This window comes from Dendronalium sp. ChiSLP03b (genome assembly GCF_034531165.2).
Taxonomy (GTDB): Bacteria; Cyanobacteriota; Cyanobacteriia; order Cyanobacteriales; family Nostocaceae; genus Dendronalium; species Dendronalium minutum.
Genome location: NZ_JAVRBR020000068.1, coordinates 1 through 14,646, shown reverse-complemented (window position 1 = coordinate 14,646; position 14,646 = coordinate 1). Strand labels below are relative to the sequence as shown.

General features: G+C 41.8%; 17 protein-coding genes. 3 read left to right on the top strand and 14 right to left on the bottom strand.

The features are described from left to right. Positions 1-273 precede the first annotated feature (273 nt). The 3 genes from RMY31_RS17860 to RMY31_RS17850 form a co-directional block, all read right to left on the bottom strand. The gene (locus RMY31_RS17860) at positions 274-1,230 is read right to left on the bottom strand and encodes a tyrosine-type recombinase/integrase (protein WP_409878059.1); all 957 of its coding nucleotides are present in this window, start codon (positions 1,228-1,230) and stop codon (positions 274-276) included. 195 nt (positions 1,231-1,425) lie between these two features. Then, positions 1,426-1,599, bottom strand: coding sequence for a hypothetical protein (locus RMY31_RS17855; protein WP_409878058.1), 174 nt, complete (start codon positions 1,597-1,599; stop codon positions 1,426-1,428). A gap of 399 nt (positions 1,600-1,998) precedes the next feature. After that, positions 1,999-2,919, bottom strand: a complete 921-nt coding sequence (locus tag RMY31_RS17850) for an aspartoacylase (RefSeq protein ID WP_409878057.1) — start codon at positions 2,917-2,919, stop codon at positions 1,999-2,001. A 156-nt stretch (positions 2,920-3,075) separates the two neighbouring features. Here RMY31_RS17850 and RMY31_RS17845 point away from each other — a divergent pair, with 156 nt between their 5' ends. Continuing rightward, a complete protein-coding gene (locus RMY31_RS17845) occupies positions 3,076-4,026 on the top strand; it encodes a LysR substrate-binding domain-containing protein (RefSeq protein WP_409878056.1) in 951 nt (316 codons plus the stop codon). Positions 4,027-4,119: 93 nt separating this feature from the next. Here the strand turns inward: RMY31_RS17845 and RMY31_RS17840 are convergent, their stop codons facing one another. The 11 genes from RMY31_RS17840 to RMY31_RS17790 all read right to left on the bottom strand — a co-directional run bounded on the left by RMY31_RS17840 (position 4,120) and on the right by RMY31_RS17790 (position 9,961). Then, positions 4,120-4,293: a hypothetical protein gene (locus RMY31_RS17840; protein ID WP_409878055.1), complete on the bottom strand. Its 174-nt coding sequence runs from the start codon at positions 4,291-4,293 to the stop codon at positions 4,120-4,122. A 223-nt stretch (positions 4,294-4,516) separates the two neighbouring features. After that, a complete protein-coding gene (locus tag RMY31_RS17835; RefSeq protein WP_409878054.1) occupies positions 4,517-6,340 on the bottom strand; it encodes a type IV secretory system conjugative DNA transfer family protein in 1,824 nt (607 codons plus the stop codon). Beyond that, the gene (locus RMY31_RS17830) at positions 6,337-6,912 is read right to left on the bottom strand and encodes a hypothetical protein (protein WP_409878053.1); all 576 of its coding nucleotides are present in this window, start codon (positions 6,910-6,912) and stop codon (positions 6,337-6,339) included. The genes RMY31_RS17835 and RMY31_RS17830 overlap by 4 nt, the downstream gene beginning before the upstream one ends. A 131-nt stretch (positions 6,913-7,043) precedes the next feature. Next, positions 7,044-7,715 carry a hypothetical protein gene (locus RMY31_RS17825; RefSeq protein ID WP_409878052.1) on the bottom strand — a complete coding sequence of 224 codons (672 nt, stop codon included), beginning with the start codon at positions 7,713-7,715 and terminating at the stop codon, positions 7,044-7,046. A 9-nt stretch (positions 7,716-7,724) separates the two neighbouring features. Further along, positions 7,725-8,027 (bottom strand): hypothetical protein, encoded by a 303-nt coding sequence (locus tag RMY31_RS17820; RefSeq protein WP_409878051.1) that lies wholly within the window; start codon positions 8,025-8,027, stop codon positions 7,725-7,727. 85 nt (positions 8,028-8,112) lie between these two features. Beyond that, positions 8,113-8,376 (bottom strand): hypothetical protein, encoded by a 264-nt coding sequence (locus RMY31_RS17815; RefSeq protein ID WP_409878050.1) that lies wholly within the window; start codon positions 8,374-8,376, stop codon positions 8,113-8,115. Beyond that, entirely contained in the window at positions 8,373-8,579 is a 207-nt protein-coding gene (locus RMY31_RS17810) for a hypothetical protein (RefSeq protein ID WP_409878049.1), read from the bottom strand. Before RMY31_RS17810 ends, RMY31_RS17815 begins: the two co-directional genes overlap by 4 nt. 33 nt (positions 8,580-8,612) lie before the next feature. Further along, positions 8,613-8,831, bottom strand: a complete 219-nt coding sequence (locus RMY31_RS17805; RefSeq protein ID WP_409878048.1) for a hypothetical protein — start codon at positions 8,829-8,831, stop codon at positions 8,613-8,615. Further along, positions 8,809-8,952 (bottom strand): hypothetical protein, encoded by a 144-nt coding sequence (locus tag RMY31_RS17800; protein ID WP_409878047.1) that lies wholly within the window; start codon positions 8,950-8,952, stop codon positions 8,809-8,811. The genes RMY31_RS17805 and RMY31_RS17800 overlap by 23 nt, the downstream gene beginning before the upstream one ends. 74 nt (positions 8,953-9,026) lie before the next feature. After that, positions 9,027-9,590, bottom strand: a complete 564-nt coding sequence (locus tag RMY31_RS17795; RefSeq protein ID WP_409878046.1) for a hypothetical protein — start codon at positions 9,588-9,590, stop codon at positions 9,027-9,029. Further along, on the bottom strand, positions 9,587-9,961 hold the full coding sequence (locus RMY31_RS17790) for a hypothetical protein (RefSeq protein ID WP_409878045.1): 375 nt from the start codon (positions 9,959-9,961) through the stop codon (positions 9,587-9,589). Before RMY31_RS17790 ends, RMY31_RS17795 begins: the two co-directional genes overlap by 4 nt. Before the next feature lie 287 nt (positions 9,962-10,248). Between RMY31_RS17790 and RMY31_RS17785 the strand changes: the two genes are divergently transcribed. Both RMY31_RS17785 and RMY31_RS17780 read left to right on the top strand, forming a co-directional pair. Further along, positions 10,249-10,431, top strand: a complete 183-nt coding sequence (locus tag RMY31_RS17785) for a hypothetical protein (RefSeq protein ID WP_409878060.1) — start codon at positions 10,249-10,251, stop codon at positions 10,429-10,431. 597 nt (positions 10,432-11,028) lie between these two features. Continuing rightward, entirely contained in the window at positions 11,029-14,187 is a 3,159-nt protein-coding gene (locus tag RMY31_RS17780) for a plasmid replication protein, CyRepA1 family (protein ID WP_409878044.1), read from the top strand. The last annotated feature ends 459 nt before the right edge of the window (positions 14,188-14,646 follow it).

Genomic DNA, 14,646 nt, shown 5'->3' with positions numbered 1-14,646 from the left:
ACTGTGCCACCTTCATTGGATGAGGTCGAAAGTTTAGTACTTGCTTAAGCGCCTGGAATCCTTGTAAATCGAGGCTTTTTGTTGATTTGTTAACAAAACTTTACAACGTGTCCCATTTTGCACGTATCTCGGCGGCCACCCAGGTAGGTATTAAGACATAAGTTGCTGTGGGCGATCACATTTGAATTAATTGAACTAGTTATTGTAATAATTGTTTACAATTAGAGGCGGTATTTTCAACCTATTAACAAGTTAGTTATAGAAATCAACTATTTACAGTGTGGGAATGTAAAGAGAACTGCTGTTATCTGGGCGGTGGTGCAAATATCTGCTGGTTGTTGCCACATTCGCATGACCCAAGGTTTGCTGTACCAGTCCAATGTCTGCACCCGCTTCTAGAGCATGGGTAGCATGAGCATGGCGCAACCAGTGGGGCGAAACTTTTTTATTAATTCCCGCACGAGATGCCGCCGCCTCCACAATTCGGTTTATTTGGCTTCTATCTAAATGCCCCCCTCCCTTACGGCTCTTAAACACAGGGGCATCCTCAGCAGCATTACCCCGAAACTCCATTAATTCTGCCCATAGTTCTTTGGGAAGGATCACAGAGCGCGATTTATTCCCCTTGCCAATCACTGTTAATTGGCCTTGATGACCCCGTGCAACTAAGTTACACCACTGCAATCCGGTTAACTCGCTTACCCTTAAACCAGTGGTGTACAACAACTTCAGAATCAGTAAATCGCGCTGCTTTTCTGAGGAGTAGCGGTACTGAGCTTGTTCTGTCGCCCAGACCATTTTTTGAATATCGCGCTGAATTAACAGCCGTTCGCTGAGTCGGTCGGCAGACTTGGTTAACTTCAACGCCGCGCCCACGTTAAATTGCATATATCCAATTTTCTGAGCGAAACTAATCAGCGACTTGATACAAGCGAGATTTACAATTTGAGTGTTGGGTGCAAGAACAGCAAGACTTTCAGAGAAAGCATACAAATCTTCCACAGTAACTTCTTGTAATGGTTTACCCAAAAACCCCAGAAACCGAGTGATGTAGCTACGATAAGCGGACACTGTACTAGTAGACTTCCCATGCAACCACATCTCTACCAATCGTTGTTGGGCATCCACCGGGGACATGGTAGCAAGCTGCTTTCTCTGATTGGTTTGTACTAGGGCAACTCTTGGCATGGCATGGCAAACAGAGCTAGGGAAGCATCCAGGTAATTGCATCGTACTGTAAATTCAAGCCCCGTCTGCATTGTGCTGGGAATAAACCAGTTAAAAATCCGATTGGTAGTCCCTTATCTCCCCCTGCTTCAGGCTCAATGCAACAAAATTCGCCTAGTGTGGGATTGAGACACCATCAACAAATTAAAAGTAGGTAGGCAGACACTATGCCCACCTATTCTCAGGTTTTATAACTACTTACTTATCTCGATTGCCTGACATTTTAAAGCAGTAGATAATCACAGTTTGAACAAAGACAGGACGAATATTTTTGTCAATAATCGCCAAACCTATTGCACTACATACTAAAGTAGTAGTAAGTGCAGGCAAAATAACGCCTTCGATAAAGGCATTTTTAGGAACTATTTTCATTTTCTACCCCTTAAGTAGTCACTTTTTGCCTGTCAATCCAAAAACTAATTAACTAACTCTAGTATTTTTAGCTGCTGGGAACAGCTTAAAACACTAGAGTTGTGTAACTAATCTTATGAGGTTAAATCCTATAAATCTAGGGATAGTACTATATCAAAATGAGTTAGTAAAGAGACGCAATGCCTGTACGTTAACATCTGACCCTAGTAAGGATGCTAAAGACACCAAGTTGACACATAAGTATTGATATTTATCCAGACTTTACACCTGCTTAATTTGTAATAAATAAATGTTGTGGCCAAGGTATAAATATACTAAGTCAATGCTAGTTGACTTAATAACTTTGGTTGATTAACGATAAAAAAGAAGGGCTTTGCTAAAAGTAAATATGAATTAGTTTCATACAGAGGCACAGAGAGAAAGAGTTGGAGAATAATTATGAATTGACAGCTTTTTGGTTAAACACATAGCAAGACCTTTTTCGTAATAAGCTGCTTCATTAATAAAAACTGGGTACACAGTTGATTCACCTTCATAAGTAATAGTCTGTCCGTCAAAAGTCATAAACATCGGTTGACCTGGCTCAAGTGCCTCATAATCTTTAGACTGAAGTTGCGGATGAATCATCGCTTGCAGTTCACCAGATTCATTTCTGGGGTAATCAATCGTTCCAATATGGTGATAAATTGTGAGGCGATTTTCAAAAGATAGAATTTCTCCGCGATTATATTGCTCCAGATAATTTAAAGCATTGATAATCAAGGCTTCAGTTTGCTGAAAAATATCAGCTTTTAAAACTCCTTGAGATACTGCTCCAATTTCAATCGTGCAGCCCAACTCACAAATAGATGGCAAGCTAGAAGATTCTTCTGATTTAGGTAAAATGTAAATCTTTACAGAAGGGTTTACACTCTGAAGATAGGCAACCAATTGCAGGTTAAAAGGGTGAGCATTGGTGATTACAGTTAAGCCCATATTTGCAGTTGTGCTATGAATATCTAAAATGACATCAACTGGAGTTTTGCCATTTACACCAAATAAATTATTTATTTCTCTGGCTCTGATATATTCATAACTAGAACGCGTCAAATCTTGTAAATCAGACTTTTTAAAGCTCCGGTTGAGGTCTCGATCTATATATCGACGCACTGCTGCAAATGCTTTGGGATTTGCCAACAAAGTTAAAGTTTCAAAGTTGTCTCGACGCATCAGATAAGGATGCTGTTCGAGTTTTTTGAGGACATAGATACCAGTGAACTCGTTTCCGTGGACTCCCGCAGCTATCAATGCTCGTTGAATTGAATTTATTCTGTTTGTCATCAAATTCTTCTGCTCCAGTGGTTGTTGCAATCAATCTTAAGTAGTTACAGTCTGTAAATCTAGTTATGGGACTATACCTAAATTGGTATGTATATATAATTAAAATTTGTAGTAATTTTGATTATACTTACTTATTAATCAGAAATTTGGCTGAAGATGAATCTAGAATATCCAAAACCAATAAATATAGAACGTCTAAAACGTTTTGTTTTTCTAGCAGAACAAGAAGATATCAATCTCAGCGATGCTGCAAAAAAACTGCATATTCCTCAGCCCTATCTCAGCAAACAAATTCAACAACTAGAAGAAGAATTAGGAGTAGAACTGTTTGTCCGTAACCCTCGCTTAGAACTAACACCATATGGCAAGGTCTTTCTTCAAAAAGCACAACACCTTCTTGGACAAGTAGAGCAATTTCAAAAATTATCTCAACAAGCAGACAAAGGTGAAATTGGACGTTTAAGTGTTGGTATTAATACTTCGATTTCTAATAGTTTGTTACCAGATATTCTTTGTGTTTTTCGTCAGAAATTCCCGCAAGTAGACTTAGTATTGCAAGAGCTTTTGTATAAAGACAGTCGCCAGAGACTGCAAAATCGTACTCTAGATATAGATTTTGAGAATTTATACAATCTACAAGATGTGGATAAGCATCATGTTCTTCGCTACGAAGTTGTAAACAAAGAACCACTGGTGATGGTACTACCTCAGCAACATCCCTTAGCCAATAACTCACAAGTTCAACTCGCAGATTTTGCCAATGAACCTTTTATACTTCCCTGTCGTGAAACAGTACCAGCACTACATAAAATGACTCGAATAGCTTGTATGGAAGCGGGATTTCACCCGAATATAGTGCAAGAAGCCGCATGGATGCCCACAGTCCTCGGTTTGGTTGCAAGTGAAATGGGGGTTGCATTGCTACCAGCCAATGCCATGAATCTTCAGCGCACTGGTGTTGTGTATCGAGAAATTACCGGAAAAGTGCCTATATTTCAAATGGCGATAGTTTGGCGAAAAGATAATTACTCACCAATCTTATTAAATTTTCTTAATGTAGTCAGATATGTTTCCGGTAACTATATACATAAGATGAATAAGGCTTAGATACCAGCAATACCCAACTTAATCTTTTCGCTCTCCTGACACTGAAATACTTTATTAATAACTAATTTTCTTTTTGAGAGAGCGAGTAAATTTTCAACCACTCATATCCGGCAATAGTAAATCAATTAGCAAAATATCAGGCTTCATCTGTTCAATTAACAGAAAACCTATCTCTCCACAAGTGGCTTCACTCCTTACTTCTATTTGTGGAGATTTTGAAATAGCAGTCTTGATGTCTAAAAGGGTAAATGCTTCTTGTTCAACCATGAAAAATTTCAGATGATACGGGTTAATTCTCTAATAATGAATGGCTGTTTATTGACTAATTTATTATTGATGCTTCTGCCGTGGGTATCTGCGCTGCCGTAGCCATGCCGTAGGCTACGACCTATACAGTGTAGGGATTGTCGTGATTGTGCATCCTTCCGTGTCCACCCATAAAAGCTAGTTTTACGTTCCGTTTTATCACTACGGCATCACGGCAATACGTTCACCAATCAGGCAGAGAGTAGCTATCATTGCCGTCAGAATTTATCCTTTTACTCTTAACTAATTCAGCTAACCCATCAATTAATTCTTGGTCTGAATAGCCAGATAACCTGTCAGCCTTCTTCAAATCGCGTAATGTTTTTGGTGTTTTATTCTTGACATTCTGGAAGTATTCATAAATCTTTTTAGCAACTTCTGATAATGGTTTCGGGTGGTGATGGTGAGCAGCAGTTAAATTAAATTCCATGTCAAATACTCTATCAAGATATTCCTGCTCCGAAGTAATTGACTTGGCTTGATTAGATAGATTCGGCATTAATGCAACTACAAAACCCCCAACGGAAGCAATCATTACTGGGCGAAAGTTTTGATAAGAGACTGTTTTAATTTCCAGATATTTAGATTTAATTTGTTCTCTTTCTTGCTTACCTGGGATAATGTCACCTCTATTTAAAATTAGTTCCAACACTCCATAAGATTCTTGCTCCCTAGAGTTCTTAATGTACTTGTTACCTAACAGCAACAAATTGAGGCACAGCCGGGTTTGAGCATCCATCTTTTCAATGCCCAAAGCTGCCAGATTAAAAGACTGTAGAGAAGCAATAAACTTAGTATTAAACTCTCTACCAATCAGTAAAACATCAAGCAATTTACTCCCATAATTCCAATCAGAGTAAAGCTTGCTTAAAGAGTCAGCAATTACTAGCCAATCATCCAAAATTAGAATTAATGGCGGTAAGGATTCGCGCTTGGATTCTGGTAGTTGCTTACGCTGTTTGTAGGTCAGGTAAAAGTTATCAATTACAACTTTCGCTAGGTCTGGGTTTTCTTGATCAAAGACAATAACTCTCTCCTTCTCCCGTAAACCGCAGAAACTATCATTCTTGGCACTAATTACCCAGATATCGGCGTTGGGAGAATCTGCAAGGATTTTCCCAATCAAATAATTGAGGGTGACTGATTTACCGCTTCCTGGTGCAGCAACTAAAGCAGTAGAACTATCAGCTTTGGCTAGAGCTTGCAAAGTATTGAGGGCAAGAGCCTCTGATGGGTGAAGGCTACCAGGAGTATTCTGCTGTAACGCCTGCTGTTGTTCCCCGGTTACTTTATCGTCGCCCCTAGCAATATCCTGCATTGACTGCCCTGGCAATGCTCCGGCGGGTTGTCCGGTTGCCTGTTGCAGTTGCGCCCGTGCTTCTGCCTCTGCCTTTAACCTGACCTGCTCTTGGAATATGGCTAATTCTTCAGGTGTCATTTTTGACAATTGTGCTGCTCTTACACGTCGATTCTCAGACCATTGGTGGAATTCGTAATCCAGTTGTGCAGTGTAGCTTTCTTTGTGGAGCCTTAACCCTTCTCTAAGTTTGGCAATTAGCCAATTGCTACGAATTTCTTCTCTAAGCTCTGGTATTAGTTGTAGCAATCGCCATTCCCTAGCTTTGGATAACCCATAGGCTCCACCAATGACGAAAACTGATGCTAATCCCCACCAAGGCTTATCCGGGTTACTTGGGGGGATTATTCTTAGGCGGGTAGCTTTGGTAGGCAGGAAGCTATCACGTTGAAATTCTGGGTTAGCTGGTGCGTAAACTTCGGCGTTAAACTCGCTCTCTGGCATGATGTACCGTAAGTCTTGTGTGCAGTACCGCAAACGGTTAACCGGATTGGTGAGGGTTTCGGGGATGAAGCAATACTCAACCAAACTAATCTGAGTGCCAGTAAATGACTTTGCCCCACAAATTAAACCGATGACCGCCAGCACCCCTACGGTGATATTGTTGGCAGTGCCAGAGCGCAAGTAGTCTTCAAATTGCTTATGTTTCATTGGTTTGTCCCCCTGACGATTGCTGCCAACACCAACAACACAAAAGCACCTACCCCAATCCACAGCCAAGGTATTTCACTCTTGGGAGTTGGCTTAACTTCGTAGGTTTTAACCTCTTGATAGAACCGCGTTTTACCTACCCTAGAAGCATTGGAGACAGCCCTATATTCATCAAAGGCAATCCACAATGCAACACCTACACTTGCAGTAGAGGCACTTGCTACTATGAAGCCTTTACCAATGTGGATTTTGCCGTCGTAATGAATTTTGGTAAGGGTATCAGCGAAAAATAACCCCAGTACAATGCTGCCCAGTGTGCCAGAAGCCATTGCCCCAATTCCAAGACTTGTTAATAGGCTGACTCCAGCATTGGCGGCGAACACTCCCAAGAATGTAGCTAGGGCTTTATTGAGGAGTTGTTTGTTACTGAAAACATCACGAATAGATTGCTCTAGACGTTCGCTGTCTTCATCCTCTGGGGTCGGTTTTTGTTCTTGAGTTTCACCCCAGATTAGAGGTGTGGACTGTTCGCCGGAGTGGAATTGAGCTAGTAGGGATTCCATTTCATTCATACTTACCTCGCCTGGGTTGAAACAAAAGAAAGCAGGGGGGGCAGGGGAAGCTGGGGAGGAATCCTGAGAGTGCGTTTTCTCCCCCTGCTCCCCCTGCATCCCCCGCTTCCCCTGCTCTCTTCGCTACTGGCTTAAATGCCCATGAAATTCCTGAACCAGTTGCCTAATCGACTAATCCCAGCAGTGCGTGAGTAATTGGGCTTGGGTATGCGGTCGGTTTTCGCTTCACTACCTTGCGCCCACAATGCGCCTGTTACCGCAGTTTCATAAGCCCTATCTGCGGAGTCTTGAGCATCTGGTAACTTGTTGGATGCCTTGATTAAATCCGCCTCATATTTTGCGATCGCCATTAGGTCGGCGGTGGCCCCCGCTATCTGAATCAGGCTTGACCGTTGAGCGTGTCGGGTTGCCTCCGCAGTGGTAGCATTAACGTGTTCAGACTGCATCTCACTCATTTCGTTTTTGAAACGCTGTTCGCCAAGCTTTGATAAGTTGATAGCTTTGAGTGTTTGCGTTCCGTGCTTCTGGGTCAGTTGCACCAGTTCGGCGTAAGCTTGATTAACATCCCCGGTGGTTTCAATGATTTTCCGGTATGCCTCCAATGCCTTGGGTAAATTGACTTTGGCAGTATCCGACAATCGCGCCATATCTGCAATCTTGGTGATTACCGTTTGGTCGCCCAGAACTGCCTTGTTAAAGTCCTCCGCCGACACATCAAACAGTTTGCCCATTGCTCCCAAAGTACCAGGGGCATTACCAGGAATGTGGTTTTTTAACTTGGCTGCTCCATAATTTCGAGCCATATTTCACTCCTAGCGTTGGTATTTGAGTTGATTAATCAATGCCTCTGCCAATCCCAGGTGTTCGCCTATTTTGACTCGTTTATGAAGACCTTGAACAATTGGAGAGACTGTTGAAAGTGCCTCTAATGCTGCATTTGTGCCAGAGACGTTTACCTCTGCATTCAACAAATTTTGCACTACTCCGTGCAGGAGCAATAATTTTTCTATCTTGCCCAGTTGTTCAAATGTGCTGCCGTACTGTTGCTGAAGCTCGTCTAAGTAGGAGCCATCATTGGGCATTGTTGACGTGAAAAAGCCTATTGGTTTTGACATATTGCTAATATCTTTATGTGTCTATGATGCGTAGATGCCGGTAGGGCGATCGCCATGTTTGTCACGCACTGCGATCGCTCCTCCCCTATTCTTCATTCCCAGAAAAAGCGGCTCTAGCTAATGCACTCGCTAAGAAACCGCCTCCACATACAAAAATTCCTCCAATACTAAATTCTCTTTGCATTGCCCAATTAACGCGACGAATCAAGGTATTTTGGGCGGAATTTGTTGCCATTAGGCTCAAGCCGTGGCAGATTAATGCTCCACTAGCAAATAATCCTGCTGATATCAAAAGTGCAATTGCGCTTGCGTGTAATGCAGTCTCAATCGAGTCAATTACTTTCTTCATTGGTCGAATCCCTCAAGGCTAAATACTTGCAGTGGTTGTTGACTTGGTAATGCTGAAAAACGAAGCTCGTTAAGCGCTTGAATAGCGTCCCCAATTGATAAATCTGGGTGATAGTCGAGTGCTTGAAACTGTGGATGCTGCCTAATTTGTGTCAGTAATTGTTGGGCTTGTGCAATCAATTCTGGCAGTGGTTGAGTGTTCATAATTCACCTGAAATACTTTGATAACTTCAGTCTCTATTCAGAGCCTTCGCCGCACCTTAAAGGCAAGTCTTTAATCTCAACAAAAGGAGATTGGCTCAAATTTTTAGTTTGCTGCCAACTGGTATATACATAGCTGCCAACAAATGCAGGAATCACAATACAACCCATTAAAAGCAGCGGATTAACCTTAAATGCAAGCCACTTATAAGCAGCTTCTAATCTCTCTCTGTTAGCGTCGATTTTGGCTGACATACATTGCTAAACCTAATGCAAATAAACCCACACCAAGAGGCGAAATAACTGCTGCTACACCACCGATTACAGACAGAGTAGCCACGCCAGAATAAAAACATGTCTCAGTAATTATGTGCATTTTTCTTGATCTTGAAACCTTCAACAACAACGATAAAAAACGACTGTCTGACAGTGCTAATCTGTAGGCAATATCTAGATATTGGCTGCCAGATTCATGATTTCTTCTAGTGATTTCTGAGCAGTTCGCTGTTTCGGGGCAATCCCCCGTTGAGCTAAAAAATCGTTAGCATCAATTCCTTTGATTGAGTGAGCAGCAGCAGTTAACTCACCTGTCAACTCATCTAAGTAGTCTTCTAAGCCACTTCTAATTGTGTTGGAGTGGATGTGAACAAAGTTATTAACTACTGATTGACCACTGATAAATGCCAGGGTGGAAGTAATTTTATCAATGGTCAATGTATAGTTACCTGCAAACTCACTCAAAGCGTTCAATGCACCATTGATTATTTTTTGTTGTTCTTGGACTGGCAGAGTATTGTTAGTTGATGGAGCAATCGCGGCTATTTCTCCAGTTTGTTCTTGCGAGGCTTTCTGTTTGAGGACTTGTGCCAAAGTTTCAAACTCAGCGAAACTGATTTCTTTGAGACTATCAAAATCATCTGGATGCGACTCTTGCAGAGAAAATCTAATAATTTCTTCTGGCATCTCTAGCAATTCGCAAACTTCTTTAATAGCAATCATATCTTTTGTACTCATGCTGCATTACCTCTGGTTACTTGATGAAATTGGCTTTGAAATTTTGCTGGACTAAAATCTTCGGGATGCTTTTTGATATAGTTCTTTACTCGTTCAGCCGATTTGAGATTTTGCATGACCCGACCTATACGGGACAAACACCAAGATTGATAGGGTGACAATGGGCAAGAACGGTCTGTACTGCCATCGGCCTTGACTGGGTAGGCTTGGCGATAGCTATCTATGCGGTAAAGAGCTATACCGTCCCAACTGACCAAAGTTGAACGAGCAACGTTAAGAATTCTTGCAAGTTCAGATTTTGTAACATAACTTTCGCAAAACAGACCAGGGGAATCTAAATCAAGTCCCCGTGCAGAGTTTGACGCTTTCATAGAGCATCTATTGGTTAATGGGCAAATAGTGATTGATAGCCAGCATTAGATACTGACAAACGTAAAACAAGCATCTGATAGTTACTGCTACTTTGTTAGATCCACACGCTAAAAGGATTGATTTATATAGCTTTTCCTTACTCGGTGGACACGAATCAGTTAGCGGTGCTTGCTGTTTTCCTGTCTTATCTGTTATGTTAGTCCACAGGTGATTCACCTGTCAATATTTTGATTCACCAGTGGAAAATAAGACTCAAAGGATGAATAATTAGGCATGGTATTTTAATTTGACTATGCCTTCAAAAAAGCCACAATTGACCATTCGTATTGAGGAGGATGAGTATTTATATTTACAAGAATGGGCCCAAGAAGAATTTATGACTCCTCCTCAACTAGCAAAAATCCTTCTGAAAAAAGCTATTGCGTCAAAAAAGAAAGAAAAAGAAGGTAATAAAAGAGAAACAGCATGAGGAAGGAGAATCAATCAGATGACGTAGAGCGACAAAAGAGGAGGTTCGAGCCAGTTAGAAATAAGAAAAATTCGTTAGTGGCAGTTGTTAAACAGATTGCAATATGTGCCTAGTGTTACTCAACGGGATACTGACTCCCAGACAACTTTTTAGTCCCAACCGAATAACTTGAATAACTTCTATTTATGCTCTTTAATCACTTATTTCTAGCTTTAATCACTGAAATTTGAGCCAATAAATGCCAAAAAGTCTGCGAGGTATGAACTCACAGACTTTGACTCAAATTGTTCATTTGAATTTACTACGCATTTTGTGGATTTGGTGCTGGAACACCTACCACACGCACACCCCGCTAGGAAAGACAGAGTGTAAAACCCCCACTGGAGAAGAATCAAGTGGAGCCTTTCTTTGATTATAAGTGTCTATCATTTTATTTCCAACAGATTGAAAGGAAAAAAAACAGGCATAAAGGCTTTAGCGTAACTGCTTGATTCTTAACCATCTACCGCACAAGTTAGGCCAACTGTTCTGTAGATAAAAGTTGAACAACAGTCTTTTCTGAGCGAGGGCAATGTCAACCCAGCTTGGAGAAGGAAATTGAAAAATTTATCAAGTGTTCTACCATCTGCTCAAAACTTGCTGCCAGCAGAGAGCATCGAGGAGTTTACCAGCCGAATTGAGAGAGAATTTATTACAGGCTCGGCGATCGCCGTTTCCCTCTACAGAGAAAACATCCGCATCATCAGCGACTTAGAAATCAATGCCGGCGGGGAGGTCGCCACCCCAATACATGATGCACTCAACTGGAAATACACCAGATTTGGACATCAGGCGAAACCAACACTTTACGCGGCACTACTGCTTTGTGAAGATGGCAGTCCTTGGCAAGCCAAACTCAGTACCCCCAGAACTGACAAAACAAAAGGCAAACTTCAAAAATACGAAACCCCAATTGGCAACGGCTCACGCGCCTATCTGCCCACCATTAACCGAGAAACTAGACGCTTAATCGCCTCACGCTACAGTGTAGAAGTGCCACCGCCAGGAGAAAGTTTCTGGGACTGGCTAGAGCTTCACCCAGAAATCGAGATCGTAATTACAGAAGGCGGTAAAAAATCCTTATGTCTTTTGTCAGAGGGATATGTAGCTATTGCCCTTTATGGCATTAACGGCGGCTACCGCACCAAGGATTCACTAGGCAACCCCATCAAGCCTTACCTGATTCCAGATATAGCGCGGTTTGCTGTAAAAGGCAGACACATTACCTTAGCCTTTGACCAGGACACAAACATAGCCACTCAGAAACGGGTGAACGCTGCCATATATCGCTTTAGCCGATTACTGACTGCCGCAGGCAGCAAGACTGATATCGCCATTTGGAACGGTCAACAAGGACAGTGTAAAGGTGTTGATGACCTAATAGTTAACTCCGGGACTACAGCTTGGTCAACCGCCTTAAACCAAGCATTACCCTTAGCACACTGGCAACTGTGGCAACGCTTAGAGAATCGTTTAACTTACGAACCCTCTCTACAACTGACAACAGCTGACTTATCCACCTTGTCAATCAAAGACTTACCCCAGTCAGGAATTATTGCCATCGATTCGGGCAAGGGAACAGGTAAAACTAAGTTTATCGCCAAAACCACAGCTGTTTCTGAGAAAGTCTTATCTGCCAGTCACAGAATTGCATTGTCACAAAATTTATGTGCCAGGGCTAACTTAGATTACCGTGGCGACTTAGATAAATTCAACGGCAATTTTATTAAAGGTGCAGCTTATACCCTGAGAATTGGTTTTTGTGTTGATTCGCTCTTAGCAATCGACCCCCAAAAATTTGCAGGCTGTGACTTAATCATTGATGAAATTGTCCAGGTAGTTCGTCACTTACTCACCTCTAGCACCTGCGACCGCAACGGCAAACGCCCCGCATTACTTGCAAGGTTTGGCGAATTAATTAGAGTGGCCAGGAGGATTATTGCTGCTGATGCTGATTTAAATAACCAGACCCTACACTACATCAAAGAACTGAGGGGAGATGCTACACCCATTTTCTTAATTCGCAACGACTATAAACCGCAACCGTACCATGTAACTTTTATTCAAGCCAAAGATAAATCTGCGATCGTCAACGGTTTAATTAATGATGCCCGTCAACTAAAAGAAGGCAAGACGCTGTATGTCACCACAGATAGCAAAGCCACCAGCAAGGCAACAGCGCGACTCCTAGAGAAAGCAATCCCAGGAATTAGAATCCTGTTGATTAACTCCGAAACCAGCGGCAATACAGTTGAAAAACGGTTTATGAAAACACCCGATGCTGTCATTGCCCAAAGATTATATGACGTAATTATTTGTACTCCCACCATGGCCACGGGAGTCAGCATTGAACTAAAGAATGTCATTGAAAGAGTCTATGGGATTTTCACCGGGGCATCATCCACCGACGCTGATATGTCCCAATCTTTAGTTCGTGTCCGGGACGATGTAGACCGTATGGTTTGGTGTGCCGAACGTGGTAGAAATTACTCTCATGTTTCGCGCTCGTGCAATTATCTCGAAATTAAAAACCAATTACAACAAAGAACTGATGCCACCGTTAGCTTAATTCGTTCTAACCTCAGACCTGATATTGTTGGAGAAATTGCTAATTACAACTGGCAAGATAACCCCCATGTTAATCTCTATGCCCGAATTTGTGCCGAGCAGAATTATTCGATGATGAATCTCAGAGATGCGCTATTAATTCGACTCAAATACGAAGGGCATCACATCAAAATCGATGAGCGACAATCCCAGTCGGGAGTCACAATGTTGTTAAAATCAGCTAAAGAAGAAATTCAATTGATTGAAGCTCAAAATCTAGTTGCTGCTGCCGATTTAACTTATGCAGAGGTGGTAGTTTTAGAATCCCAGGAATCCATCTCGCCATCAGATGCATTAGCGGTAACAAAATTCCATATAAAAGAATTTTACTGTCTAGACGAGCTAACAGTAGAAGATGTACTGTGGGATAAAAGCGGTCAACGACGCGGAGAACTGCTCAACTTAGAAGCGCAACTCAACCGAGAATTATCACTCGATAGAACAGCCAAATCATTAGAAAAACAAGCCTCTTGGAATCAAAGTGTTTGTCCGTGGGACATTTCCGGTACAGCACTGCGGCGACAGATTCGAGAAGCATTAGGATTAAACGATTTTTTAGATCCCAATAAAGAATGGACGAAAGCCGACCTGAAACCCTACGCCGATAAGATACGCTTTTATGCCCCTGAAATACTCCAATATTTCAATCGCACCATCAGCGAAAAAATGAGTGACACGCAGGTTGTGCATCAGCTGCTCTCCCAGTTAGGAATCAAAATTAAATTTCGTTGGTCAAGGTCTGAGCCGGGTTTTGAGAAGCAAAAAATCAAAGTCTACCGACTTGATGATGAGGTCTGGCATAGCCTGATGTCCGTTATAGAGCGACGGGCCACACGACGCGAAAAGCTGACTGATTCAGGAGAATTGTCTGGATCAGCTATGCCTTTTAATACTAAAAATCAGGTGGAAGATCCAAATCAACCTAGCCCCGAATCTATTGCCCAGAAACTAATTGGGTGTGTTGTGACAGTTGAGGCAAAGTCAGACCAATTTCAAGTTATTAGCTTGACACTAGACAGTAGAGCTAGATGCAATAACTTAACCAGCAATGCCGTCGTCTTGCTACCCATTTCTGAACTTATATCAGTGGATGCAATACAGTTCGGATAAAAAATTTATAAGTAAAGGCAAGAGTTTAGGGATGCAGAGTCGAGAACGAAAAGAAAGGTTTCTCCTCTGCTATTCTGCTGCATCGCGTATGGAAAACTCCCTTGGATAACCTGCGGTCTGAAAAATTGTTTTTGGATTCGCTATTGCCGAATCCCTGTTAATTATTGATGGCAATTACGTTTTGTCTGAAATAGTTAGTCGTTTATAATTCATCATCACTGTAAATTTTTGGCACAAAAGCTGACCTGTTTGGGTAGCTAGGAGGTGATGGTTTCTCCGATGGTTCCTTAGCTTTTGCTTTCTTGACCTTAGTAGTTTTACAGCAGATTTGAGGTTCATGAGGTACAGTAGCAGCAATTAGTAAACCAATTTTTGAGATGCTTTGGATCAACTAGTTTCAGTGCAATTTTAATTAAACCATCAACGACAGATGCACTCTTGGGAGAAAATTGTTTCAGA

What these genes read in the sequence shown, in the direction of transcription:
- RMY31_RS17815 (WP_409878050.1), bottom strand. Translation starts at nt 8,376, where the DNA reads ATGAAGAAAGTAATTGACTCGATTGAGACTGCATTACACGCAAGCGCA.
- RMY31_RS17805 (WP_409878048.1), bottom strand. Translation starts at nt 8,831, where the DNA reads ATGTCAGCCAAAATCGACGCTAACAGAGAGAGATTAGAAGCTGCTTAT.
- RMY31_RS17860 (WP_409878059.1), bottom strand. Translation starts at nt 1,230, where the DNA reads ATGCAATTACCTGGATGCTTCCCTAGCTCTGTTTGCCATGCCATGCCA.
- RMY31_RS17845 (WP_409878056.1), top strand. Translation starts at nt 3,076, where the DNA reads ATGAATCTAGAATATCCAAAACCAATAAATATAGAACGTCTAAAACGT.
- RMY31_RS17795 (WP_409878046.1), bottom strand. Translation starts at nt 9,590, where the DNA reads ATGAGTACAAAAGATATGATTGCTATTAAAGAAGTTTGCGAATTGCTA.
- RMY31_RS17790 (WP_409878045.1), bottom strand. Translation starts at nt 9,961, where the DNA reads ATGAAAGCGTCAAACTCTGCACGGGGACTTGATTTAGATTCCCCTGGT.
- RMY31_RS17800 (WP_409878047.1), bottom strand. Translation starts at nt 8,952, where the DNA reads ATGCACATAATTACTGAGACATGTTTTTATTCTGGCGTGGCTACTCTG.
- RMY31_RS17850 (WP_409878057.1), bottom strand. Translation starts at nt 2,919, where the DNA reads ATGACAAACAGAATAAATTCAATTCAACGAGCATTGATAGCTGCGGGA.
- RMY31_RS17820 (WP_409878051.1), bottom strand. Translation starts at nt 8,027, where the DNA reads ATGTCAAAACCAATAGGCTTTTTCACGTCAACAATGCCCAATGATGGC.
- RMY31_RS17855 (WP_409878058.1), bottom strand. Translation starts at nt 1,599, where the DNA reads ATGAAAATAGTTCCTAAAAATGCCTTTATCGAAGGCGTTATTTTGCCT.
- RMY31_RS17810 (WP_409878049.1), bottom strand. Translation starts at nt 8,579, where the DNA reads ATGAACACTCAACCACTGCCAGAATTGATTGCACAAGCCCAACAATTA.
- RMY31_RS17830 (WP_409878053.1), bottom strand. Translation starts at nt 6,912, where the DNA reads ATGAATGAAATGGAATCCCTACTAGCTCAATTCCACTCCGGCGAACAG.
- RMY31_RS17825 (WP_409878052.1), bottom strand. Translation starts at nt 7,715, where the DNA reads ATGGCTCGAAATTATGGAGCAGCCAAGTTAAAAAACCACATTCCTGGT.
- RMY31_RS17840 (WP_409878055.1), bottom strand. Translation starts at nt 4,293, where the DNA reads ATGGTTGAACAAGAAGCATTTACCCTTTTAGACATCAAGACTGCTATT.
- RMY31_RS17835 (WP_409878054.1), bottom strand. Translation starts at nt 6,340, where the DNA reads ATGAAACATAAGCAATTTGAAGACTACTTGCGCTCTGGCACTGCCAAC.